We start from the raw sequence: 23053 nt of genomic DNA, 5'->3' as shown, positions 1-23053 counted from the left end.
CTTACTTGAGCGTGAAGGCTGAAGGGGTAGGTCGTCCACCTCAGGAAGGTCCCCCGTGCCCGTGCCCGCACCTGTTCCCGTGCCCGTCACCGACCCGTCCGGTGCGGCCGATCCGGCTCCGCCGCGTCCCGCCCGCAAGGGGGCCGCCTCCGCCGCGCTGCTGGTCACCGGCTTCGTCCTGCTCAGCCTCAACACCCGGGTGGCGTTCGGGCAGCTGGGGCCGCTCGCCCCGGTGGCCGGGTTCGGGACCGGGACGCTCACCCTGCTCGGCCTGCTGCCACCGCTCTGCATGGGCCTGTTCGCCCCGCTCGCGGCCACCGCGCGGCGGCGGCTCGGCGAGGAGCGCGGCCTGTTCTGGGCGAGCGCGCTGCTGCTCGCCGGGGCGGTCGTCCGGATACTCGGCCTGCCCGGCCTGTTCGCCGGGACCGTGCTCGTCAGCATCGCGACGGCCGTCGTGAACGTACTGATCCCGGTGTTCGTGCGCAGCCGGTTCGACCCCCGCAGGGTCGGCGTGATGATGGGGGTCTACGCGCTGTCCATGGGGGCCGGTTCCGCGCTCGTCGCCGCCCTGATGGTGCCGGTGTGGGAGGCGTCCGGGCACTCCTGGCGGACCGCGATCGGGCTCGCCGTCGTCCCCGCGGCCCTGGCGGCGCTCGGCATGGCGCCCCAACTGCGGTACGCCGAGCGGGGCGTGGAGCGGGGTACGGGGCCGGCCCCGGTGCGCGCGGGCGTCCTCGGGGGCGGTGACAGGGGCCTCGCGGGGAGCCTGATCGCCTTCTTCGGGCTCCAGACCCTGCTCTTCTACACCACCCTCGCCTGGCTGCCCGCGATCCTCGTGGACGCCGGGGTCGCGGAGGGGACGGCCGGGGGCATGCAGTCCCTGTTCATCCTCGGCGTCGCGATCGGCGGCTTCCTCACCCCGGTCCTGGCCGCCGCCCGCGCGGACCAGCGCCCGCACCTCTTCGCGGTTCTCCTGATCTGCGCGCTCGGGTACGCCGGCCTGCTCGCCGCCCCCGCGAGCGCCCCCGCGCTCTGGGCGCTCGTGCTCGGCATCGGCCTCGGGGGCGGCCAGGCGGTGGCCGGAGTGCTGTACGTGAAGCGGGGCCGGGACCACGACCACGTCGCCGCGCTGTCCACGGTGGCGCAGACGGGCGGCTACCTGATCGCCGCCGCCGGGCCGGTCACCGCGTCCGTACTGCACGCCGTCACGGACACCTGGACCGTGCCCCTGCTCGCCTTCGTGGGCGTCCTGCTGCTGAGCACCGTGGCGAGCCTGCGCGCGGGGCACGACCGGCCGGTCCGCCCGGCCGCCGCGGACAGGGGCTGAGGAGCCGTCCGCGGCGGTCGGACCGGGGTCACTTCCGCCAGAACAGGTGGTGCGTCACCCCGCTCGCGCTGGGCACGACATCCAGGTGGAAACGGTCGAGCAGCTCGTCGGGCGACTTCCACAGCCGTGACCCGGAGCCCAGCTCCACCGGCGAGACCGCCACATGCAAGGTGTCGACGAGGTCGGCGTCGAGGAACTCCCGGATGGTGGTGGCCCCGCCGCCGAGCCGGACGTCCTTGCCCTGCGCCGCCTGCCGCGCCCGTCCCAGGACCGTGGCCGGGTCGGCGTCGACGAAGTGGAACGTGGTGTCGGAGAGCGTGAACGAAGGGCGCTCGTGGTGGGTCATCACGAACACCGGGGTGCGGAACGGGGGCTGGTCGCCCCACCAGCCGCGCCAGTCCAGGTTCTCCCAGGGCCCGCGCTGGAACCCGAACTTGCCGCGGCCCATGATCTCGGCGCCGATATTGCGTGCGTAGTCCCGCGTGAGGTAGTCGTCCAGGCCACGGCTGCCACCGGGGTCGGTACGCATGGGCCAGCTCGCCGTGGCCCCGGCCCAGGAGAACATCGCCCCGGGATCGGCGTCGCCGAACGGCCGTTCGAGGCTCGGGTTCTCGCCGGCGCCGAATCCGTCGCTCGAAACATTGAAGTTCTGGACTCTCAGCAGCTGAGTCACGGGTCTCCTCCTGTGCTTGTCGGTACGGAGGAGAGACTCCCAGGACCCCTCGAACTCATCGCCGGAACCCGCCAGTATTTTTCTCTCGGCCAACTGCGCACATACCCACGCGTACCCGATTCCGGGGCCTCTACCGACGGTTCCCGTTCGATTACAGTGCTGCGCAGTCACAGGCGGGCCGGATCTCGGGCCGACGGGGGAGGGGCACGGTGAGCACAGGGACCACGGCTGTGTGGGGCCGGGCCGAGCAGCAGGACTTCCGCAGCCGGGTGCGCGGCGCACTGCTGGGCGGGGCCATCGGCGACACGCTCGGTGCGGGGGTCGACGGGCTCACGCTCGAAGAGATCCGGACGGCCCACGGCGCCGACGCCCTGACCGACCTGGTCCCCGTGCACGGAGGACGCGGCACCGTCACCGCCCTCACCCAGCTCACCCTCTTCACCGTCGACGGGCTGATACGCGCCCAGGTCCGCCGCGACACCGGGGCCTGGCACCCGCCCACCGATGTGCACCGGGCCCATCTGCGGTGGGCGGCCACCCAGCACGACTGGGGGCCCGACGAACGCCGCGAGGACAACGGCTGGCTCGCCCAGCAGGAGTGGCTGTACGCCCGCCGGGGCCCGACCCGGGAATGCCTGACCGGATTCGGCGACGCCACCATGGGCACCCTCGACAAGCCCAAGAACCCCCAGGCGCGGGACTCGGCGGCCCTCACCCGGTCGGTGCCGTTCGGGCTGCTCGTCGGCTGGGAACCCCAGCTCGTCCTCCAGCTCGCCGTCGAGTGCGCCGCCCAGACCCACGGCCACCCCACCGCGCTGCTCTCCGCGGGCGCCCTCGCCGTCATGGTGCACGGCCTGGCCCGGGGCGAGACCCTGGACGGCTCCGTGCAGCACGCGCTGGGCCTGCTCGCCGAGCGCCCGGGGCACGAACCGGTCACCGAGGCGCTGAAGCAGGCCCTCGGCACCGTGCGCCAGGGCATTCCGGGGCCCGCCCTGATCGAGTCGCTGGGGGCCACGGACGCCGCGGAGGAGGTCCTCGCCGTCGCCGTGTACTGCGCGCTGGTCGGCGAGGACATACGGCACGGGCTGCGGCTCGCCGTCAACCACGGCGGGCCCTCCGCGGCCACCGGGGCGCTGTGCGGGGCGCTGCTCGGCGCGCTGCACGGCGAGACCGCGCTGCCGCCCGCCTGGCTCACCGAACTGGAGGGCAGGGCAACGGTGTTGGAGCTGGCGGACGACTTCGCCATGGAGATGACGCAGGGGCCGGCCCTGCACAGCCCGTCGGCCGCCGCACCGGGCTGGCTGGCCCGCTACCCGCGCGCCTGACACGTACCGCCCATGCCGGCCCCGTCCTCGCCCCGTCGAGCGGCGGGCGTCACTCCGTCACGTCGTTCACGCCTTTCACGTCCTTCGCGCCCTTCACGTCCCTCATGTTCTCGGTGACCGCCGTGTGCCCCGGACCGGCCTGGGCCGGCACCGTCGCTCCGGCCGCGCCCGCCACACCGCCCGCCGGGCCGTCCCCGTCCCCGTCCCCGTCCGAGTTGATCCGCTCGATGACCGCGTCGCGCTCCGGGGTGTCCTCGGGCCTGATGAAGCCGATCGCGACGTAGAGGACCAGCGAGATCGCCAGCGGCAGTGCCACCTGGTACTGGAGCGCGACATCCGTCTTCGCCGAACCGTCGAAGTCGTAGTTGGTGAAGTAGAACGCCAGCAGCCCCGCCGCCCAGCTGACCAGCGCCGCCGTCGGTCCCGACCTGCGGAAGCCGCGCAGCAGACCGAGCATGAACGGGATCGCGATCGGCCCCATCAGACCGGCGACCCACTTGATGACGACGGAGATGATGTCCTTGAACGTCGGCGAGTTGATCTGGGTGGCCAGCGCCATCGACAGACCGAGGAAGCCCAGCGTGGACAGCCGCGCCGCCAGCAGCCCGGCCCGGCTGCCCCAGTCGCGCGCCGCCTTGGAGAGGACCGGGGCGATGTCCCGGGTGAAGACCGCCGCGATGGCGTTGGCGTCCGAGGAGCACATGGCCATCGTGTGCGAGAAGAAACCGACGACGACCAGGCCCAACAGGCCGTGCGGCAGCAGCTGTTCGGTCATCAGCGCGTAGCTGTCCGAGGCGTCCGGCTTCTGCGCGTGGACCAGCAGCGGGGCGCACCACATCGGGAAGAACAGGACCGTGGGCCAGACCAGCCACAGCGCGGCGGAGAGCCGGGCCGAACGCTTCGCGGCGGCGGCGGATTCCGTGGCCATGTAGCGCTGGGCCTGGTTCCACATGCCGCCGTTGTACTCGAAGGTCTTGATGAAGAGATAGGCCAGCAGGAAGGTCACGGTGTACGGGCCGGCCGTCGGGTCGGTGTGGCCCTCGGGCAGCTTGTCCCAGACCGTCCACAGGGTGCTGACGCCGTCGAGTTCGCTCATGGCGGTGACGAGCATCGCGACACCGGCGAGGAGCTGGATGACGAACTGGCCCAGCTCCGTCAGCGCGTCCGCCCACAGACCGCCGACCGTGCAGTAGACGGCGGTGATGCAGCCGGTGATGAAGATGCCCTGGGTGATCGAGATGCCCGTGAAGACGGACAGGAGGGTGGCGATGGCCGCCCACTTGGCGCCGACGTCCACGATCTTCAGCAGCAGCCCGGACCAGGCGAGCGCCTGCTGGGTCGGGATGTTGTAGCGGTTCTTCAGGTATTCGAGCGGCGAGGCGACGTGCAGCCGCGAGCGCAGCCGGTTGAGCCGGGGAGCGAAGAGCTGGGCGCCGATGCCGATGCCGATGGCGATCGGCAGCGACCAGGTGACGAAGGAGGTGACGCCGTACTGGTACGCGATGCCCGCGTACCCGGTGAACATCACCGCGCTGTAGCCGGACATGTGGTGCGAGATTCCGGAGAGCCACCACGGCATCCTGCCGCCCGCGGTGAAGAAGTCACTGACGTTGTCCACGCGCTTGTGGGACCAGATCCCGATCGCGATCATCACGCCGAAGTAGCCGATGAGCACGACCCAGTCGAGACTGTTCATGTGCCCCCTCCAGGGGTCCGCCTTGTGAACGGGGTGCGCACTTCGTCAGTACGGCCGTTCAGCGGGGCCCCGTGCGGGAGCGGGGACATCGGGGATTGAACCGTCTGTCCGGTACCGGGGTCAAGGTTTTCACGGTCAGGGATGTGAACGCAGATCAGTAAGTCGAACAATTTTGCTTGCTCTTGACTTACGCGGTCGTTGTCGCCGACGTGACGGCGGACACACGATGAGCGGGCACTTCGTCAGGGTGTGCAGAGGGCAACGAGGAACGCCGCACGGGATGCGGGTCCCGTGCGGCGGAGAAGGGGAGGCTCATCGCATCAGGCCTGCCGCATCAGTTTTCGTCTCGGGCCTACTGCATCGGCATCGAATCGGGCCTGCTGCACCAGCTTCGCATCGGGCCTGCTGCACCAGCTTCGCATCAGGCCTGGCGCATCAGCTTCGCATCGGGCCTACCGCATCAGCTCGCCCGCGTTGACCAGGAGCGACTGCCCGGTGATGGCCCGCGCCCGGTCCGAGGCCAGGAATGCGACGGCCTCGGCGACATCGCCGTCGGTGGCCGGCTCCGGGAGCGCCATGCGCTCGGTGAGCCTGCCCAGCACCTCGGCCTCCGGCACCCCCTCGCTGTCCGCCGTGAACCGTACGTACGCCTGCACCGGCGGCCCCCACATCCAGCCCGGCAGCACCGTGTTGACCCTGATCCGGTGCGGGCCCAGCTCCTGCGCCATGGAGTACATGGCCGAGGTGAGCGCCCCCTTCGAGGCCGCGTACGCCGCCTGCTGGACCTGGGACGGCGCGGCCACCGAGGACTGCGTACCTATGATCACCACCGAGCCGCCGCGCTCCTTGAGGCCGGGCAGGCAGGCGCGGGTCATCCGCAGCGTGCCGAGCAGATTGACGTCGATCACCGACTGCCAGGTGGCGAAGTCGGCGTCCTCGATCCCGCCGAAGTAGCTGTCCCAGGCCGCGACATGGACCACCGCGTCGATCCGCCCGAACCGCTCCAGCGCCAGCGCGGCGAGCGCCTCGCACTGCGCCTCGTCGGTGATGTCGGTGGCCAGCCCGGCCGTGTGCCGGCCGTCCGGGTCGACCTCTGCGGCGGTCCTGGCGAGATTCCCGGAGGTGCGCGCGCCGAGCACCGCGTTGCCGCCGTCCCGCACGACCGCCGCCGCGACCCGGTGTCCGAGGCCCGCGCCCACCCCCGACACGATGACGGTCTTCCCCGCGAGCAACATCGGCGGCCTCCCGGCTCTGGCAGTTCTTCTGACGGGGCGTCAGAGTAGGACGCCGCTGCGGAGTACGGAAGGGGAACGGCATGAGCGACGAGACGCGGAGCGACACCTACGCCGAACTGGCCGCGCTGGGGCCGTACGGAGTCCATCCCGGCCATGCGCTGATCACCATGGTCGAACCGCACCCGGGCCAGGAGTACGCGTACAACCGCTGGTACGAGGACGACCACTACTACGCGGGCGCGATGGCGATGCCCTGGATGTCCGCCGGGCGGCGCTGGGTGGCCACCCGGGAGCTCCAGGAACTGCGCTACCCGGAGGCGTCCGCCGTCGCGCAGCCCGTCACGGCCGGCTGCTACCTGTCGACGTACTGGGTGACGGAGGGGCGCTACGACGACCACATGAGGTGGACCGTCGGCATCAACAAGAGGCTCAACCGGGACGGCCGGGTCCACCAGGGCCGGACCCATGTGTTCACCGCGTTCCAGGACCACGAGGCGACGGTCTACCGGGACGGTGCGGCGGGGCCCCGGGACTTCCACGCACTGGACCACCCCTACCGGGGGCTGGTTCTCGAAGTGATCGACGCCGAAGGGGCCGAGGGGCGCGCCGAGTTGCTGGAGTGGCTGCGCTCGCGTCATCTGCCGAAGCGGCTGGCCGGCTCTCCGGCGGCGATGGTGACCGTCTTCCGTCCCACGCCGCTGCCCGGAGACCGGATGAGCTATGTGAAGCAGGTCGAGGGCGTCGACACCCGGCTGACCCTGCTGTGGTTCCTCCAGGAGGACCCGGGGGAGTGCTGGGCGGACCACTTCGGCGGACTCGACGCGGCGGTCGCGGAATCCGGCCTGGGGCGGGTGGAGTTGGTGGCGCCGTTCATCCCGACGGTGCCGGGCACCGATCTGTACGTCGACCGGCTGCGCTGAGCACGGGGCTCCGGTGTTCCGGACGCCCGGCTGTCCGCCGGGCCGGGCACCGAGCCCCCTCGGCCAGGACGGCGGACCGGTCGAGAGGGCTGACGGCGACACCAGGACCGGCGTCGCGATGCGAGCGGGAAAAACGATTGATCAGGCGTCGACGGCACCCATGCCGACATCGCGCACGAATGCGTTCCATGCGGCGGGGACGAACGTGATCGAGGGGCCCTCGGGGGCCTTCGAGTCGCGTACGTCGATTGCCTGCGTGAGAGGGGACTTGACTTCGACGCAGGCGCCGTTGCCCCCGGAATACGAGGACTTCGTCCACTTGTCCGTAGCACCCTGACGAATGGCCATGTTCACTCCGGTTCAAAGAGTCGCGTGAATGACACCAACGGGTTCCGGTTGGTGTGATCGACGCTACTCGCCAAGTTCCTTTGCCGAAGGGGGCGTTCACTCGACCGAGTGGTATATGTCAGATACATCTTCCGCTCGGGTCGGGCGGCGGTGTACCTTACCGCCGCCCCTCCCGTAACATCACTTCATTTTCCGCAATCCGGACTTTGCGGGTCGGGCCGGGGTGCCGCACCGCTCAGCCGGTAATCGACCGGTGCCCAGTCGGTGCCCACTCGGCGCTCAGTCGGTGCTGAGTCCGGTGTACCCCTTCGCGATCTCGGTGATGAAGTGGCGCGTCTGCTCCACATTCAGCGCCTGCGCCCGCAGATGCTCGTACATGACGCTGTACCGCTGCACATCGTGGGCTTTTTCCAGATAGAGATCGCTGGTGACGCCTTCGATATAGACGACGCTGGAGTCCGCGGCGTCCGGGAATTCGAGAATGGCGTACTGCCCGTTGATTCCGGGGTGCGCGCCCATCTCGAACGGGAGCACCTGCACGGTCACGTGCGGAAGATGGGACAGCTCGACCAATTGCTCCAGCTGCTCGATCATCACCTGCCTGCCGCCGACCATCCGGCGCAGCGCGGACTCGTCGATGACCGCCCACAGCCGCAGCGGGTGCTCGGGGTCGGTGATGCGGTCCTGGCGGCGGGCCCGGACGCTGACGCGCTTGTCGATCTCGGACGGCGGGGCCTCCGGCAGCGCTCCGTTGATCAGCGCCTCGGCGTAACTCCGGGTCTGCAACAGGCCCGGGACCACCTGGGGTTCGTACACCCGCAGCGACTCGGCGTCGGTCTCCAGACCGATGTAGACGCTGTACGGGATGTCGCCGAAGGCATGCCACCAACCCTGCTGGCGTGAGTCCTTGGCCATCTGCATGAGCGAGTCGACGATCCGCTGGTCGTCGACCTCGTACACCCCGCAGAGGTCGCGGACGTCGCGCTGGCTGATGGAGCGGCGGCCGTTCTCCAGGCGGCTGATCTTCGACTGCGAGACCAGCAGCCGCTCCGCCACCTCCTCGGCCGTCATGCCCTTGAGCTCGCGCAGTCGGCGCAATTCCTGGCCCAACCGGCGTCGCCTGACGGTGGGATTGACGTTGGACGGCACGGAAACGGCACCTCCGGCTGTGTAGCTGTGCGTATCTACTGCTGAGCAGATTGCCACCACTTCCCCCGGCCGCGCTGGAAAACGGCCACACGCAGGCGCGCGGGGCAGCCATGGTGGTGGCTGCCCCGCGCGTGGTGCGGCTCCCGAACCGGGTCTTGGGGACGACGGTGCGGCGGTATTCGGTCGGTGCTGCCGTGCGTCCGTGCGGTCGCGCGGCGGTGCTGGGGTGTGTCGGTGCTGCGGTGCTGCGGTGCTTACGGCCCCGGGGGCTTGATGCGTCTAGTGGACCGCGGTCTGCGCCATGCTGCCGCGGCGTGACTGCGACTGCACTTGCGGTTGCAACGGAACTCCGGCCGCCTGGTTGCGGCGCGGCTGTGCGACCGCCCCGTTCTGGACGTCCATCACGGCGTGCGCCACGAGTCCGCCCATGGGGTCGTGTCTGATCAGGTCCCGGAGCCTGGAGCGTGATGAACGCCCCTCGTTCCCGGGGTACAGGTGCTTGCCGAGTCCGACCGCGTGGGCCAGCGCGGCGAGCGCCGCGGTCCGCGGGTCCGGCGGTACACCGGTGCGGATCGCACTGTCCAGCCTGGCTCTGATGTCCCGGCTGATTGCCGTGTCCGTCGCCTGGTAGCGAGTCGTCGGCAGCACCCCGCACATCTGGCCCGCCACGGCATGCACCATGCCGCACCGCTCCAGATGAGCGAGGTAGATCTGACGCAGCCCCAGCCGGGGCCCGCCGATCCAGTGGACCGCCCGAACCGGGCTGCCGCGTCGCCGCAGCAGTTCCAGTGCGGAGTCCAGAGTCGGATCTCCTGTCGGCCGTGGCATCACCACGGCGATACGATCCCCGTCAGGGGCTATCCGTCCTGCCAGAGCCAGCTCCACTAGCTGCGCCCCGGCGAGGCCGAGGTCGAGCGACTGCGGCTGCGCTGTGGTACCCGTGGTCGGGTCCAGAGCGAGCAGCAGAAGCTCCTCCGGAATTGTTCTGCGGCTCCTGCCCATCCATGCCTCCCCGCGTGGATGAATGACAGGGTGACCCCTCTCACATTGGTCTGTCGAGGGTGCCTGGGTGCTTTGTATGGGAACCAGTAGGTATGTCGTTCTCGTCTAGCAGCCGGGCCGGTGGTTCACACGGGACACTGGTAGATGGTTCGGACAGCGCGGGGGGTGTCCCCCGTGCCGCATGGAGGAGGCATCGGTGGCGGGCGAGTCCCCCGACAAGTCGGAGCAGCAGAAGTCGTCGGGGACGGCTACGAGCGAAAGCGATCCGCGGCTTGCCGTCTTCCGTGAACCGTCCGCCAAAGATGCGGCCGGCACCAAGACGGACACGGCGACGGCTGTCTTCCGCACGAAGCCGTCCGAGGACGACGAGGGTGGCGAGAGCGCCGAGGGTGTGAAGGCGGACACGGCGACGGCTGTCTTCCGTACGAAGCCGTCCGGGGACGGCGAGAGTGCCGGGGACGACGAGGGTGGCGACAGCGCCGAGGGTCGTGACGGCTCGGAGCGCGGTGGCGATGCGGAGCCGTCGGCGGACGCGGAGGCCGGGACCGAGGGCCCTGGCGGCGCTGTGGGCGCCGAGGAGGCCGCGGAGACCGGGGGAGTCGCGAAGGGCGCGGAGCGTCCGGAGAAGGCGCCTGAGGCCTCTGAGGGCGCGGATGCGGTTGAGTCCGCGGATGCGGCAGCGGACGAGGAGGGTGCGGCGGAGCCCGCAGCCGGCTCCGAGGCCGCTGATGGCGCTGATGGCGCTGATGGCGCTGACGGCGCTGACGGCGCCGGGGGAGGCGACGCGCGGCTGCGCGCGGCCGTTGCCGCCTGGGTGTCGAAGGACGACGAGGCGGACGAGGGCGACGCGAAGGCCGAGGACGCGAAGGCCGAGGTCTCGGAGGACGACGCACCGGAGAACGCGGCGGCTGCGTCGAGCGATGCCGACGATGCCGGCGACGCGGGCAAGGACGCGGGCAAGGACGCGGGCAAGGACGCGGACGAGGACGCGGACGAGGACGCGGAAGAGTCGTCCGATGACGAGCCGTCCGGCGACAAGGCTTCCTCCGGCGAGGAGAAGAAGTCCGGCGAGGCGAAGAAGTCCGGCGAGGCTGAGGACGCCGACGAGGCAGACGACGCCAAGAACGCCAAGAACGCCAAGGACACTGGCGACGCCAAGAACGCTGGCGACGCCAAGAACGCTGGCGACGCCAAGAACGCCGGCGACGCCAAGAACGCCGGCGACAAGCAGGGCATCGATCAGCCGACCGCCATTTTCCGGGCGCCCACCGCGCCCCGGGGCGACCAGCCGACCACCGCGCTGAAGATCACCCCGCCGCCGTCGAAGCCGGAGCCGAAGACCGACTCCAAGGCCGAGTCCGCCGCCGAGCGGACCAGCAAGTTCGTACCGCTGCGCGGGGACGAAGCACGGCCGGCGACGGCGCCCGCGCCCCGCAAGCCCGAGACACCCGCCGCCCCCGCTCCCGCCCCCGCTGCGCTGACCCCCGCCGAGCGGACCACGCAGCAGCCGATGCCGCCGAGGCCGCCGCTCGACCTGCTGGCCGAGCTGACGAACACGCCCCCGCCGCCGGAGACGCCGGTCCGCACCGCCGTCCGCAGGGTCAAGATCTGGACCCCGCTGGTCCTGCTCCTGCTGATCGTCTTTGCGATCGTGCAGGCAGTACGTCCACTGCCTGCACCCACCCTGGCGCTCTCCGTGGACCCCACATACACCTTCGGTGGTGGGAAGCTGGACATGCCGTGGCCCGGTGAAGGGCAGGGTGCGGTCGAGGTCGAGGGCGTCGGTTCGCTCGGCACGTACGGCAACCAGAAGGCTGCGCCGATCGCGAGCGTCGCGAAGATCATGACCGCGTACGTGATCCTCAAGGACCACCCGATCACCGGTAAGCAGAACGGTGGCCTGATCGAGGTCGACAAGAAGGCGGGAGAGGAAGCCAACCGCCCGGACGAGTCCACCGCTCCGATCCAGGAGGGGCAGAAGTACACGCAGCGCCAGATGCTGCAGCTGCTGATGATCCCCTCCGGGAACAACGTGGCGCGGCTGCTCGCACGCTGGGATGCCAAGACCGAGGATGCTTTCGTCGAGCGGATGAACGCGGCGGCCAAGGACCTCGGCATGACGAACTCGACGTACACGGACCCGAGCGGTCTGGAGTCCTCCACCAGGTCCACGCCCGCCGACCAGCTCAAGCTGGCCAAGGCGGTCATGCAGAACGACATCTTCCGCGAGATCGTGAACATGCCGCAGGCCGACATCCCGGGCATCGGCAAGACCATCTACAACAACAACGTGATCCTGCTGGAGCCCGGGGTGAGCGGCATCAAGACCGGTTCCTCGACTCCGGCCGGCGGCAACCTGGTCTGGGCGGCCGACACGGTCATCGACGGCAAGAGCCGCCGGATCGTCGGTGCGGTGATGGGTGCCCAGCTGGACGGCACCCTGGATGCCAAGCTGCAGCGAGCCATACAGAACAGCCTGAAGCTGATCAAGGCCGCCCAGAAGGGCGTCGTTTCCGCTGCTGTCGTCAAGAAGGGCGATGTCGTCGGGTATGTCGACGACGGACTCGGTGGCCGGACCCCCGTGGTCTCCACCAAGGACCTCAAGGCGATCGGCTGGGGAGGGCTCACCGTGAGTCTCAAGATCGGAGCGGGCGACAAGCCGATCCCGCACTCCGCGAAGGCGGGCACCACGGTCGGCGAGGTGACGGTCGGCACGGGTACCGGCAAGGTCTCCGCTCCGGTCACGCTCCAGTCGGAGATGACGGAGCCGACCTTCGGGGACAAGCTGACCCGTATCGGCTGAGCGAGGCACGGAAAACGGGCCCCGTCGCTTCTTGGCGTCGGGGCCCGTTCCGTTGTCCGGCTCCGGAGTGTGTGTGGTGCAGCCGGCCGCAGTGTCCCCAGCCGCTCGTGCAGGACGCCTCGTTGATGCCGCCGTCCCACATCACGCGTTCGCGGTTCGCCGTTCGCTGCGACGCGGACGGGCCCGGCGCGGGAGGTGTGGTTGCTTCGCCCGGCTTCCGGCTTCCGGCTTCCGGCTTCCGCCCTCCACTCCGACTTTGGCGTGCATTAGGGTAGCTCCGCCAGCGGTTGCTCGTATGGTCACAACACAGTTCGAATCGCCGTTCGCCAACCGCAACGGTCAGGGTGATGGCACGGGATTTGCGCATGCGCAGTACCCCTCCAAGTAGACGATCTTCACAGAGCCTGTACGGCGAGTGAGGTCGGCGAAAGGGGGGATCCTGGTCGGCCGACTTCCTGGATCGGACATCCGGCGAGTGGGGGAGTGCCTGTTCGGTGGCCAGGGCAACTACGGGGCTCGAAAAGGCGTCCCTCCGGCTGCCGGCCTTGTCGGCGTAACGGGCATCGTGGCGGTAGGACGAAAGACGTGGAGATCTGTAGTGACTGCCGTTGAGTCGACGCATGAGGACGGCAGCAGCGCCACCCCTGACGGGCGCCCGAACGCGTCGTCTTCCGGGCTGCGCACACCTGCGCCCGATTCGGCAGGGTCGAGCCCTTCCCCGCAGGAGAGCTTCTGGTTCGGGAAAGCGGGCCGCGTCGTCCTGATCGCGACGGCCGTCGCAGCCGTCACCCACCTGCTCTGGTTCTTCTTCTTCGCGAACAGCGGCGGCGACCTCGCGGCCCAGGACGCCTGGGCCGAATTCGTCGGCCGGCACCCCGGCACGGCGTACAACCTCGCCTGGTACGGGGGCATGCACCCCGTCTCGTACAGCGTCGTCTCGCCGTATCTGATGTCGGTGCTCGGCGTGCGTACGACGATGATGGTCGCCGGGACCGTGTCGGCGGCGCTGACCGCGCTGATCCTGGTCCGGGTCCGGGCCGTCCGCAACCCGCTGGCCTGCTCGCTCGCCGGGGCGTTCGCGTATCTGTGCAACGCGCTGTCGGGGCGGGTGACCTTCGGGCTCGGCATGATGTTCGCGGTGGGTGCGACGGCCGCGGTGTTCTGCTGGCCGTACCGCTGGCGGTACAAGCGCTGGGCGAAGGCGGCCGTCGCCGCGCCGCTCGCCGCGCTCGCGACGGCGAGCAGCCCCGTGGCCGGGCTGTTCCTGGGCGTGGTCGCCGCCGCACTGTTCCTGAACAAGCGGCGCCCCGGCGCGTACGCCATCGGGCTGGCCCCGGTCGCGGTGGTGGCGCTGTCCGCCTGGCTGTTCCCGTTCTCCGGTACGCAGCCCATGTCCATCGCGACGCTCTCGCTGCCGTTCCTCTTCTCGGTCCTCGTCTTCGTCCTCGTGCCGCGCGACTGGAAGACGGTCCGCACCGCGGCCGCCGTGTACGGCGTCGGGACGCTGCTGACCTATGTGATCGACTCGCAGATCGGGTCGAACGTCACCAGGATGGCGATGCTGTTCGCCGGAGTGGTGTTCCTCGCCGCGCTGCCGTACACCACACCGCGCTCCCGGCGCTGGTACGCGCTGATCATCGCGTTCGCCGGGCTGAACTTCTGGATCGGCTTCAAGGGCGTCGACGACATCGTCCGCACCGCCCCCACCGCCTCCTGGGCGCGTGAGCTGGCCCCGCTGGTCAATGAGCTGCAACAGGTCGGCGCCGAGCGGGGCAGGGTCGAGGTCGTGCCCGCGAGCAGCCACCGGGAGGCCTCCGCGCTCGCGCCGTACGTCAACCTGGCCCGGGGCTGGAACCGGCAGGCGGACATGGAGCGCAACCCGCTCTTCTACGACGACACCCTGGACCGCGCCAACTACCGCGAGTGGCTCGACCGCTGGGCGGTGCACTACGTGGTGCTGCCCAAGGGGACGCCGGACTCCAGCGGCGCGGTGCAGGAGGCGGAGCTGGTCGACGAGGGGCTGCCGTATCTGAAGCCGGTGTGGTCCGACGCCAACTGGCGGCTCTTCGAGGTGGACAGCCCGGTGCCGCTGGCCGATCCGCCGGCCACGGTGGACCGGGCCGGCGCGGGCGAGCTGACCATCCATGTGAAGAAGCCGGGCCGGATCCTGATCCGAATCCCCTACTCGCGCTGGCTCGCCGTGGTCGACGAGCAGGGCAAGGGCGTCGAGCGACCGCAGGAGACCGAGGAGTCCAAGCAGCGTACGGACGAGAGCACTCCGCGGACCTTCGTCAACACCAACGGCTGTCTGTTCAAGGTCGACGAGGACGCGGACGGCGACGAGTGGACGGAGCTGCTCGCACCGCGGCCGGGTGTGTACCGGCTGGCCGCCCCCTACCAGCTGTCACCCGGCACACCGTGCCCGGAGGAGCTGCGCTGACGTTCCTCGGCCTGGTACCCGCGGCCGGGGGACGCCATGCCCGCCGGGCCGGGGACGGTCTCCGGGACCGGGGTGGTCTGTGGGACCGGGGTGGTCTCCTGGCCAGGGTGGTCTTCGGGCCCGGGGTGGCCTACGGGACCGGGACGGTCTCCGGGACCGAGGTGACCTTCTGGACAGGGACGGTTCGGCGGGGGCCGAAGCGTCCCGGATCCAGTATCGAGCCATGACGAACACCGAGCACACACCCGGCATCTCGACCGTGCCGAACATCGAGCACGCACCTGGCATCTCGGCCGTGCCGAACATCGAGCACGCACCGGGCACCTTGACTGCGTCGAGCATCCTTGCCGCACCCGGCACCTCGACCGCGCCGGACATCGAGCACGCCCCCGGCACCCCGACCGCGCCGACCCTCCTCGCCGCTCCCGGCAGCAGCCCCGACGCCGTCGACGAGGTACCGGCGACCGACGACCGCGACCCCGCGCAGCTCCTGACGGCCATGGTCGACCACGTCCTGGACCTCGCCGCGACCTGGACCGCCTGGGACGGCCGCCCCGTCCCCGCCGGTGACCGGCTCTACACCCCGCACAAGGCGATCCGCCGCGTCGCCGACCACATGGTCGACCATCTCGCGGAGATGGAGGCGCGGCTCGTCGGCGAGGAGACGCAGCCCGACCACTGGCACGCCTCGGCGACCACCACCGAGGCCGACCTCGCCCCGTTCACCGCGGCCGACCTGGACGAGGCCCGCAGCCGGCTCACCCGCCTGGCCAGGATCTGGGCGAACCGCCTGGACACCCTGACACCCGACGAACTCGACCGCTCGGCCGGAACGGGCTGGACCTTCCGCCAACTCGCCTTCCACCTGGCCGAGTCGGCCTACTACGCGGACTCCGTGGGCGACCTGGGACCGCGGCGGGACGGGCGTGTCGGTGCCCGCGTCTAGGCTCGTACGCATGACGGGACACAGTGAGGGGCTCGCCTGGCTCGGCCGAGGCCTGGAGGGTTACTGCCTGACCCTGGCGGAGGGCATACCGGCCGAGGAGTTGGCGGTGCGGCTCGGGGCTCCCGAAGGGGCGCAGGTGCTGGACGCGGAGACCATCGCGACGATCGACCGGGCCGCGCCCCCGGAGAGCGGATCCGTCCCCGACATCGGCCGGATCGGTGACGCGGGCAACGGCTGGTCGTTCGTGCTGCTGCCCTGCACCGCGTACTGGGAGTCCGGTCGCACCGGCCCGGAAAGCACCTTCGGACACCACCCCTCGCACGGCATCCGCACGCTGGGCGCTGTCTTCACCGGCATGGACCCGGCCCGGATCGAGCTCATGCAGGACGGGCAGTTCGTCTGGGGCTTCTTCGACGGCGGCTTCGACGGCCCCAGCCCCGATCTCCTGAACAACGCCCTGACCGACCTCGGCCACACCCTCCCGCACGCCCCCTCCTACGAGCTCGTGTACGAAGCCCTCGGCAACCTCCTCGGCGTGGGCGGCCTGCCGCGTACCGCCATCGAGAACAACACCCTGCCCGGCATGTTCTGCGAACCCCGCGAGCTGCCCCGACACGAGTACGCCGACGCCCCCGCAGGTCCGTACGAGCCGTGCGGCCAGTGCGGCGGCGAGATGGTCCTCAGCCATGTGGCGAAGGCGGTGGGCAGCTATGTCCTCTACTGCGACCGGTGCAAGGCCCTCGGCGGATACCGCGTCGAACGACTGGTGCGCACCGCGGAGCGCACCGTCCCCAACCCCAAGTGGGCGAACCTCGAAACCCTCGGCCACGACCACTGCCGACGGCAGGGCCGACACCACTGAGGCCGCCACCGAGGACTTCGCACAGATCTGTCACCAAAACCGTCACCGAAGCCGTCGCCGAAGCCGTGACCGAAGCCGTCACCGCCGACGGGCCAGGAATCGGTTCAGCGGCGGCGCCGCCGCCAGTACGGCACCGATCGTCACCGCGAAGGTGACCGCGGCGCACACCACGATCAGCCAGGACAGCAGCGTGAGCACCAGGCCGAGGGAACCGTACTCGTGCAGGGCGCGATCGATCGCGGTCGGCATGTAGAGAGGGGCGGTCAGCGCGAGGGCGCTGGTGGCGGCCGCGGCCAGGACCGCACCGGGCAGCAGCGGCAGCCAGGAGACGCGGCCGGCCAGCAGCAGGTGCTGCGTCCACAGCCACACCCCCGTGCTCACGAGGAAGAGCAACGGGGTGCCCAGCCACGCACCGACACCGAATCCATCGCGTACGGGGCCCTGCAACAGGACGACCAGTACCAGTGCGAGCAGCCACACGATCCAGCGCCAGGCGGCGATCCTCGTGCCCGCCTTCGGGAGCCGCCACGCCCGCTCGCAGACCCGGGCCATGGCACGGCTGAAGCTCGTTGCGGAGAGCAGCGCGACCAGCAGGCCGATGATGCCGCTGGTCTCGCGCAGGCTGTCGTCGGCGGAGCTCTTCAGTACCTGGCTCAGTTCCGAGTCCGTCCGGCCTGTCAGACCGAACATGGCGCGCAGCGACTGCAGCAGCTGGTCGCGGACGCCGAGCGGGGTGAAGGCGGCGAACGCGAACAGCAGCGGCACGGAGGCCAGGAACGCCTGGGCGGCCAGCCGGGTCGCCGCGTCCAGGAGGTTCGCCGACAGCAGCCGGGCCGTCAGCTCGCTCACGACGGGGAAGCGCCGCTCGACACGGGCACGCAGCCGCTCCAGCCACGCCGGGAACTCCATGCCGCCTCCTCCCCTCCTCTTTCGTCCTCCTGCTGGTGGTCGACTTCGTCCTCCTGCCGGTGGCCGACCCGGTCCACCGCCGAGCATGCGGTTCGCCGGGCCCCGCCGCCCCCGGACGCGTCGGCCCGCATACAGGTCGGGGCGCCGTTCCCCCGTACGGCGTACACCCGGTCGTGGTACCGGCGGGCCCGGGCGAGGGTGGCACTGGCCGGGCCCACCGGCCCCGCCGTGCTGCGCGAGGGAGACCGACATGCCCCGGACCACCGAGACCAAGCCCGCGCAACCGGGGATCGTGGAGGCCAACCGGTCGGTGTGGCGGCGTTTCCCCTTCGACGACGACCAGGACTTCCAGGACGCACGGCGCGGCTTCATGGGCACGGCGCCCGAGAGCGTGGTCCGCGACGTCGGGGGGCGTGCGGTGTGGGACCTGGACGCCTACGGATTCCTGGCGCAGGACTGCCCGGACACGGCCAACCCGAGCCTGTGGCGGCAGAGCAGGCTGTGCTCCGACCACGGCCTGTTCGAGGTGGTGGAGGGCATCTACCAGGTGCGCGGCTTCGACCTGTCGAACATGACGATCGTCGAGGGCGAGCGCGGCGTCCTCGTCATCGACCCGCTGCTGTGCGCCGAGACGGCCGCCGCGGGCCTGGCCCTGTACCGGGGCCACCGTGGGGACCGGCCCGTGACGGGCGTGCTGTACACCCACAGCCACATCGACCACTTCGGCGGCGTACGCGGTGTGGTCACCGACGAGGACATCGCGGGCGGCGTACCGGTCCTCGCCCCGCACGGCTTCCTGGAACACGCCGTCAGCGAGAACGTCTACGCCGGTACGGCCATGGGCCGCCGCGCCGCCTACATGTACGGCGCGGCGCTGCCGAAGGGGGAGCGCGGGCAGATCGGCGCGGGGCTCGGACAGACCACCTCCACCGGCACGGTCGGCCTGATCCCGCCGACGGTGGACATCACCCGCACCGGGCAGACGGAGACCGTCGACGGCATCCGGATGGTCTTCCAGCTGACCCCCGGCACCGAGGCACCGGCGGAGCTGAACATCCACTTCCCCGACCACGCGGCGCTGTGCATGGCGGAGAACGCCACCCACAACCTGCACAACCTCCTGACCCTGCGCGGCGCCCAGGTCCGTGACCCGCGTGTGTGGGCCCGCTACCTCACCGAGGCGATCGACCTGTTCACCGGATCCAGCGACGTCGCCTTCGCCTCGCACCACTGGCCGGTGTGGGGCCGCGAGCGCATCGTCACCTTCCTGTCCGAACAGCGCGACCTGTACTCCTACCTCCACGACCAGACCCTGCGCATGCTCAACCAGGGCCTGACCGCGCTGGAGATCGCCGAGCGCATGCAGATGCCCCCGGTCCTGGAGCGGGCCTGGCACACCCACGGCTACTACGGCTCCGTCAACCACAACACCAAGGCCGTCTACCAGCGTTACCTGGGCTGGTTCGACGGCAACCCGGCGCATCTGTGGGAGCACCCGCCGGCCGAGTCCGCCCGCCGGTACGTGGAGTTCATGGGCGGCGCCGACGAAGTGCTGCGCCGCGCCCGGCAGTCCTTCGCCGACGGGGACTTCCGCTGGGTGGCCCAGGTCGTCAACCACGTCGTGTTCGCCGACCCGGACCACGCCGAAGCCCGCGCCCTCCAGGCCGACGCGCTGGAACAGCTCGGATACGGCAGCGAGAACGGCACCTGGCGCAACTTCTTCCTCATGGGGGCCCTGGAGCTGCGCCACGGCCCGGTCGGCACCCCCACGGCCACCACCTCGCCCGACCTCCTGGCCGCGCTGACCCTGGACCAGCTCTTCGACGCCCTCGCCGTCCGGGTCGACGGCCCGCGCAGCTGGGACGCGGACATCGCCGTGCGCTGGAACCCGAGGGGCGGCGACCCCGTCACCCTGCGCCTGCGCAACGGCGTCCTCGTCCGCGTCACCGGCACCGGCCCCGCCGCGGCCGACCCGGACGTCGAGTTCACCCTCGACGAGGCGGACCTGCGCGCCGTCCTGCTCGGCACCGTCACCCCGGCCGAACTGGCGGCCCGGGACACCGTCAAGGTCGTCGGCGACGCCGGGAGACTCACCGAACTCCTCGGCCACCTCGGCGCTCCGGACCCGGACTTCGCCATCGTCACACCGTGATCCGGACACCGTGATCCGGGGGCCGGGCAGCGGCCCGACGGCCTTTGGCGACCGGACCGGGCCGGAGCCGGACCGGGCCGGAGCCGGGGTCACGCGCCGGGGATCTGCTCGATCCGTTCACGGTTGAGCAGGTACAGGGGCAGGCGCGGCCGACCCGGCCGGTCCGGGGCGACGGGGAACCCGTAGTCGAAGGCAAGACTCGCCATCGCCAGTACGCCCAGGGCGACTTGGGCGCGCGGCGCCGTCGACCTGCCCCAGTAGGCGTCGTGTTCCGCGAGCGCCTCGGTGAGCGTCTCGGCGAAGCTGTCGTGGTCCCGAGCGACGATCCGGTGGAAGAGCGCGACCGGCTGGTAGTCGATCCCGTTCACGAACTCCATCGGCGCGCGGGTCACCTCATCGGGCCCGGACGCCTCCATCGTGGCGACCAGCTTCTCCACGACCCCGTCCATGGAGTCGCGTTCGGAGAAGAAGGTCCGCAGGGTGTCGATCCAGCACAGCACGTACGCATCGACGGTGTCGTCCTGCCGCAGCGTCTCCAGCGACACCTGGCACAGTCGCCGGATCCGGTCGCTCTCCCGGCACACGATCGCCAGATAGAGGGCGTCGAGCCAGGCACGGGCGTCCGCGGGCGGTGCGGCGGGTGTGGCCGGTAACTGCCGTACGAGGTCCTCGCCCAGCCGGCACTCCTGCGACCGCGCACCGGTGAACAGGGCGGAACCGAGCTGTACGGCGGTGGCCCAGGCATCCCACGTGTCGATCCCCGACGCCCTGGGGTCGGCGGTGCAGTGGGCGAGGGCGTGGGCGACGGCGGTGGTGAAGGCGTCGCCCGGACCGGCGACCGGGTCCTGGGAGATACCCGCCATCGACTCGGCCGTGGCGCGGGTGAGTTCGGCGAGTCCGGGAGCGGGCGCCTTGATGGCGGCAGGGGTGGCGAGCCGGCCGGCGCGGTCGAGACGCACCAGCCCCCTCATCAGCCCGAGCAGGTCCTGCGGCGGCTGGATGGAGAGCGACCGGGTGTCCTCGTCGATGGCCGTGAGCGACGTCAGGCCGCCGCGGCGCCACCAGTAGACCCTCGGGGACAGCGCGCCCGGCCCGTCCTCGTAGGCCCCCAGCGCGTAGGCCGCCAGGGTGTTGACGGCATCGACCACCGTGCCGTCGGCGATCGGGTGGTACACCAGGTTGTGACGGCTCGGCACGACGACGAGCGCACCGGCGTGCGGCAGCGATTCACCGGTGACCTGGCGGACCGCGGCGGACAGGAACAGGGCCTGGCTGCCGACGAAGTGCGAGTCACCGTAGAAGGAGTGCAGGACCACCCCCTCGACGGGGATCTCCTCGTGTGTGACGGGCACACGCATCAGATTCTCGTACGCCGCCCGCCCCAGCTTCTCCGGACCGACGCGCTCGACGTCCGGGTCGGTGAGGATCCGTACATCGGTGGGCCGGTCGAGGGCATAGGAGAGGACGAGGCCGTCGGCCACGAGCCGCGCGTAGCGGAGGGAGCCGGCGATCTCGGCGGTGATCGAGCCGACGGGCAGCAGCCGGGCGTACGTATCGCGCAGCAGTTCGTCGGTGTCGGGGATGCGGTCCGGGTTCATCTCCCCGACTCTACGAAGCCGTTGAACGGGCAGCCGACGCGGCCCGGCCCCCGGGCAGAGTTCCGCCGGAGGGCCCCAGGGGGCATCGAACCCGGCCCTGGTCACCTCGCGCGGCCGCTCAGGCGACCGGCGGCGACGCGGCATCGCCCATGACGACGACCGGATGCCGTCCCGGACCGAGGTATGCACCACCACCGGCTCGCGGCCACCACCTCGGGAGAGCGGGCGGGTGGCGTCCCACCACTGTCTCGCGCCGAGCACCGGCCAGCGGCCGGCGAGCGCCTGGGACCCGCGAAGCCGCGGCCGTCGGCGGCCGAGGCGCCCGCGACGACCGAGGCGGCCACCGCGCCGAAACCGATCAGCCCGTCAACGGGCGCCGGTGGCACCCCGGCCCAAAGCCGCCACCAGAGTGCAGCGGGAGTCCGTACGATGGCGGACGGGGCGGAGCCGTAGCGCAGAGGTCGTCGCGCGCGGTCTCCAAAATCGCGAGGACGCCGGTTCGATTCCGGCCGGCTCCGCCTTCCCACCCATCGCTTTCGGCGTGCCTGCCATGCGGCACCGGGCGGGCGCTCGGGCCCGGCTCGACCGTGAGTCCTCGCCACCCGACCCACCCCGCCACCCGCCGCGCAGTTTCAGCGGCCACGAGGTCCGGGCCGGGTCCCGTGAACGCCGTGGGCCGGCCCCAAGGGCTCGACCCACTCCGTGTGCTGGACCGCCCGCCCAAGCTCTGCTTGCCGGTGCCTGGGACGCGACTGCCGTCGGACGGTGCCGTCAAAAGGCCCCGGACCGTGATCGGTCCGAGGCCTTCTGGCCGATGCCCCGGCAGGATTCGAACCTGCGAAACCCGCTCCAGGAGTTCGTCACCGCGTTGTGCGCGGTACTGGAACGGCGTTGAACGACTCGTTGTTGGTCCGGCTGTGGCCGCTTCGGTATGGCGGCGTTCGCCGCCGCTGATGTCAGGTGTGGATGTCAGACATTCCTTGGGACGATGCTCACCGCGCGGTAGTCGTACCCGTCCTGCTTGAAGCCGGGTGCTTCCCAGATGAGATCGACCTCTTGCCCTGGTGACAGCGTGCGAAAGCCGGGCGCCTGAATGTCGGCGTAGTGGCCGAAGCACCCTCCGGGAGTCTCGGGCGAGTCGAGCACACCCCACCCCTCCTCGTCCCTCCACTCACGCACAGTCGCAGTCACGACTGCGGGGACCCTCCGGGTCCCTCTGTGGCGATGCATCTGTTTCTCCCCTCATCCATCCCACAGATCACAAAAGACCTGACCTGTCAGGCTGTCACGGTCCTGCGTGGGAGGCACTGTGACACCGGCAGTCAGGAGGCTCGAAAGATGTACGGGCGAAGCAAGGATGTAGCCCTTGCAGTGGATTCCGCCGGGGGTCTCGCCGAGACGACTGGATCAAGGCGCGCGACAAGGCGGGCACCGATGCCGATGTCCACTTCCACGATCTGCGGTACACGGGGAACAACGTGGTCGCTGCCACGGCAAGCACATGTGAGCCGATGACGCGCATGGGACACGGCACTGCCCGTGCCGCGCTGATCCATCAGCACATGGCGGCCGACCGGGACCGTGCCATTGCTGATCAACTGGGGGCGATGATCCGTAAGCGGCATGGAGAGGTCGAGACGTAGTGGCACATGCGTGGCACGGGCGTGA

At 70.7% G+C, this 23053-nt stretch carries 18 protein-coding genes and 1 tRNA gene; 10 read left to right on the top strand and 9 right to left on the bottom strand.

Annotated elements, in window-relative coordinates:
• Nucleotides 1–61 precede the first annotated feature (61 nt).
• On the top strand, nt 62–1327 hold the full coding sequence (locus tag AB0D53_RS38375; protein WP_362453998.1) for an MFS transporter: 1266 nt from the start codon (nt 62–64) through the stop codon (nt 1325–1327).
• A gap of 28 nt (nt 1328–1355) precedes the next feature.
• Here AB0D53_RS38375 and AB0D53_RS38370 read toward each other — a convergent pair whose 3' ends face one another.
• Nucleotides 1356–2000, bottom strand: coding sequence for a dihydrofolate reductase family protein (locus AB0D53_RS38370; RefSeq protein ID WP_362453997.1), 645 nt, complete (start codon nt 1998–2000; stop codon nt 1356–1358).
• A 209-nt stretch (nt 2001–2209) separates the two neighbouring features.
• On the opposite strand from AB0D53_RS38370, the gene AB0D53_RS38365 reads away from it, so the two are divergent.
• Nucleotides 2210–3325: an ADP-ribosylglycohydrolase family protein gene (locus AB0D53_RS38365; RefSeq protein WP_362453996.1), complete on the top strand. Its 1116-nt coding sequence runs from the start codon at nt 2210–2212 to the stop codon at nt 3323–3325.
• 49 nt (nt 3326–3374) lie between these two features.
• Here the strand turns inward: AB0D53_RS38365 and AB0D53_RS38360 are convergent, their stop codons facing one another.
• Both AB0D53_RS38360 and AB0D53_RS38355 read right to left on the bottom strand, forming a co-directional pair.
• Nucleotides 3375–5021 (bottom strand): sodium:solute symporter family protein, encoded by a 1647-nt coding sequence (locus tag AB0D53_RS38360; protein ID WP_362453995.1) that lies wholly within the window; start codon nt 5019–5021, stop codon nt 3375–3377.
• A gap of 452 nt (nt 5022–5473) precedes the next feature.
• A complete protein-coding gene (locus AB0D53_RS38355) occupies nt 5474–6256 on the bottom strand; it encodes an SDR family oxidoreductase (RefSeq protein WP_362453994.1) in 783 nt (260 codons plus the stop codon).
• 80 nt (nt 6257–6336) lie between these two features.
• Here AB0D53_RS38355 and AB0D53_RS38350 point away from each other — a divergent pair, with 80 nt between their 5' ends.
• On the top strand, nt 6337–7176 hold the full coding sequence (locus tag AB0D53_RS38350) for a hypothetical protein (protein WP_362453993.1): 840 nt from the start codon (nt 6337–6339) through the stop codon (nt 7174–7176).
• Between the two features lie 141 nt (nt 7177–7317).
• Here the strand turns inward: AB0D53_RS38350 and AB0D53_RS38345 are convergent, their stop codons facing one another.
• From AB0D53_RS38345 to AB0D53_RS38335, 3 genes are all read right to left on the bottom strand, one after another.
• Nucleotides 7318–7524 (bottom strand): DUF397 domain-containing protein, encoded by a 207-nt coding sequence (locus AB0D53_RS38345; protein WP_329816079.1) that lies wholly within the window; start codon nt 7522–7524, stop codon nt 7318–7320.
• A 279-nt stretch (nt 7525–7803) separates the two neighbouring features.
• A complete protein-coding gene (locus tag AB0D53_RS38340) occupies nt 7804–8673 on the bottom strand; it encodes a helix-turn-helix transcriptional regulator (RefSeq protein ID WP_362453992.1) in 870 nt (289 codons plus the stop codon).
• A 279-nt stretch (nt 8674–8952) separates the two neighbouring features.
• Nucleotides 8953–9675, bottom strand: a complete 723-nt coding sequence (locus AB0D53_RS38335) for a GPP34 family phosphoprotein (RefSeq protein WP_362453991.1) — start codon at nt 9673–9675, stop codon at nt 8953–8955.
• 181 nt (nt 9676–9856) lie between these two features.
• Between AB0D53_RS38335 and AB0D53_RS38330 the strand changes: the two genes are divergently transcribed.
• The 4 genes from AB0D53_RS38330 (at nt 9857) to AB0D53_RS38315 (ending at nt 16726) form a co-directional block, all read left to right on the top strand.
• Entirely contained in the window at nt 9857–12478 is a 2622-nt protein-coding gene (locus AB0D53_RS38330) for a D-alanyl-D-alanine carboxypeptidase (RefSeq protein WP_362453990.1), read from the top strand.
• Nucleotides 12479–13076: 598 nt separating this feature from the next.
• Complete coding sequence (locus AB0D53_RS38325) at nt 13077–14918, top strand: MFS transporter (RefSeq protein ID WP_362453989.1); 1842 nt, start codon at nt 13077–13079, stop codon at nt 14916–14918.
• A gap of 223 nt (nt 14919–15141) precedes the next feature.
• Nucleotides 15142–15864 (top strand): hypothetical protein, encoded by a 723-nt coding sequence (locus AB0D53_RS38320; RefSeq protein WP_362453988.1) that lies wholly within the window; start codon nt 15142–15144, stop codon nt 15862–15864.
• Nucleotides 15865–15874: 10 nt separating this feature from the next.
• Nucleotides 15875–16726 carry a hypothetical protein gene (locus AB0D53_RS38315; protein ID WP_362453987.1) on the top strand — a complete coding sequence of 284 codons (852 nt, stop codon included), beginning with the start codon at nt 15875–15877 and terminating at the stop codon, nt 16724–16726.
• A 78-nt stretch (nt 16727–16804) separates the two neighbouring features.
• Here AB0D53_RS38315 and AB0D53_RS38310 read toward each other — a convergent pair whose 3' ends face one another.
• Entirely contained in the window at nt 16805–17635 is an 831-nt protein-coding gene (locus tag AB0D53_RS38310; RefSeq protein WP_362453986.1) for a YhjD/YihY/BrkB family envelope integrity protein, read from the bottom strand.
• 250 nt (nt 17636–17885) lie between these two features.
• Between AB0D53_RS38310 and AB0D53_RS38305 the strand changes: the two genes are divergently transcribed.
• Complete coding sequence (locus AB0D53_RS38305; protein WP_362453985.1) at nt 17886–19787, top strand: alkyl sulfatase dimerization domain-containing protein; 1902 nt, start codon at nt 17886–17888, stop codon at nt 19785–19787.
• A gap of 89 nt (nt 19788–19876) precedes the next feature.
• On the opposite strand, the gene AB0D53_RS38300 is transcribed toward AB0D53_RS38305, so the two are convergent.
• On the bottom strand, nt 19877–21385 hold the full coding sequence (locus tag AB0D53_RS38300) for an immunity 49 family protein (protein WP_362453984.1): 1509 nt from the start codon (nt 21383–21385) through the stop codon (nt 19877–19879).
• A gap of 443 nt (nt 21386–21828) precedes the next feature.
• Here AB0D53_RS38300 and AB0D53_RS38295 point away from each other — a divergent pair.
• Nucleotides 21829–21903, top strand: a tRNA-Trp gene (locus tag AB0D53_RS38295).
• Nucleotides 21904–22354: 451 nt separating this feature from the next.
• Here AB0D53_RS38295 and AB0D53_RS38290 read toward each other — a convergent pair.
• Nucleotides 22355–22615 (bottom strand): cold shock domain-containing protein, encoded by a 261-nt coding sequence (locus AB0D53_RS38290; RefSeq protein ID WP_362453983.1) that lies wholly within the window; start codon nt 22613–22615, stop codon nt 22355–22357.
• A 290-nt stretch (nt 22616–22905) separates the two neighbouring features.
• Here AB0D53_RS38290 and AB0D53_RS38285 point away from each other — a divergent pair, with 290 nt between their 5' ends.
• Nucleotides 22906–23028 carry an integrase gene (locus AB0D53_RS38285; RefSeq protein WP_362453982.1) on the top strand — a complete coding sequence of 41 codons (123 nt, stop codon included), beginning with the start codon at nt 22906–22908 and terminating at the stop codon, nt 23026–23028.
• Nucleotides 23029–23053 lie beyond the last annotated feature (25 nt).

Source organism: Streptomyces sp. NPDC048295, assembly GCF_040652135.1.
Lineage (GTDB): Bacteria > Actinomycetota > Actinomycetes > Streptomycetales > Streptomycetaceae > Streptomyces.
Note: the sequence above shows the minus strand (reverse complement) of the source record. Positions and strands in the feature narration are given on the sequence as shown.

Excerpts from the sequence above, each read along its gene's own strand:
- AB0D53_RS38360 (WP_362453995.1), bottom strand. The coding sequence starts at position 5,021 with ATGAACAGTCTCGACTGGGTCGTGCTCATCGGCTACTTCGGCGTGATG.
- AB0D53_RS38355 (WP_362453994.1), bottom strand. The coding sequence starts at position 6,256 with ATGTTGCTCGCGGGGAAGACCGTCATCGTGTCGGGGGTGGGCGCGGGC.
- AB0D53_RS38350 (WP_362453993.1), top strand. The coding sequence starts at position 6,337 with ATGAGCGACGAGACGCGGAGCGACACCTACGCCGAACTGGCCGCGCTG.
- AB0D53_RS38345 (WP_329816079.1), bottom strand. The coding sequence starts at position 7,524 with ATGGCCATTCGTCAGGGTGCTACGGACAAGTGGACGAAGTCCTCGTAT.
- AB0D53_RS38335 (WP_362453991.1), bottom strand. The coding sequence starts at position 9,675 with ATGGGCAGGAGCCGCAGAACAATTCCGGAGGAGCTTCTGCTGCTCGCT.
- AB0D53_RS38330 (WP_362453990.1), top strand. The coding sequence starts at position 9,857 with ATGGAGGAGGCATCGGTGGCGGGCGAGTCCCCCGACAAGTCGGAGCAG.
- AB0D53_RS38320 (WP_362453988.1), top strand. The coding sequence starts at position 15,142 with ATGACGAACACCGAGCACACACCCGGCATCTCGACCGTGCCGAACATC.
- AB0D53_RS38315 (WP_362453987.1), top strand. The coding sequence starts at position 15,875 with ATGACGGGACACAGTGAGGGGCTCGCCTGGCTCGGCCGAGGCCTGGAG.
- AB0D53_RS38310 (WP_362453986.1), bottom strand. The coding sequence starts at position 17,635 with ATGGAGTTCCCGGCGTGGCTGGAGCGGCTGCGTGCCCGTGTCGAGCGG.
- AB0D53_RS38305 (WP_362453985.1), top strand. The coding sequence starts at position 17,886 with ATGCCCCGGACCACCGAGACCAAGCCCGCGCAACCGGGGATCGTGGAG.
- AB0D53_RS38300 (WP_362453984.1), bottom strand. The coding sequence starts at position 21,385 with ATGAACCCGGACCGCATCCCCGACACCGACGAACTGCTGCGCGATACG.
- AB0D53_RS38290 (WP_362453983.1), bottom strand. The coding sequence starts at position 22,615 with ATGCATCGCCACAGAGGGACCCGGAGGGTCCCCGCAGTCGTGACTGCG.
- AB0D53_RS38285 (WP_362453982.1), top strand. The coding sequence starts at position 22,906 with ATGGGACACGGCACTGCCCGTGCCGCGCTGATCCATCAGCACATGGCG.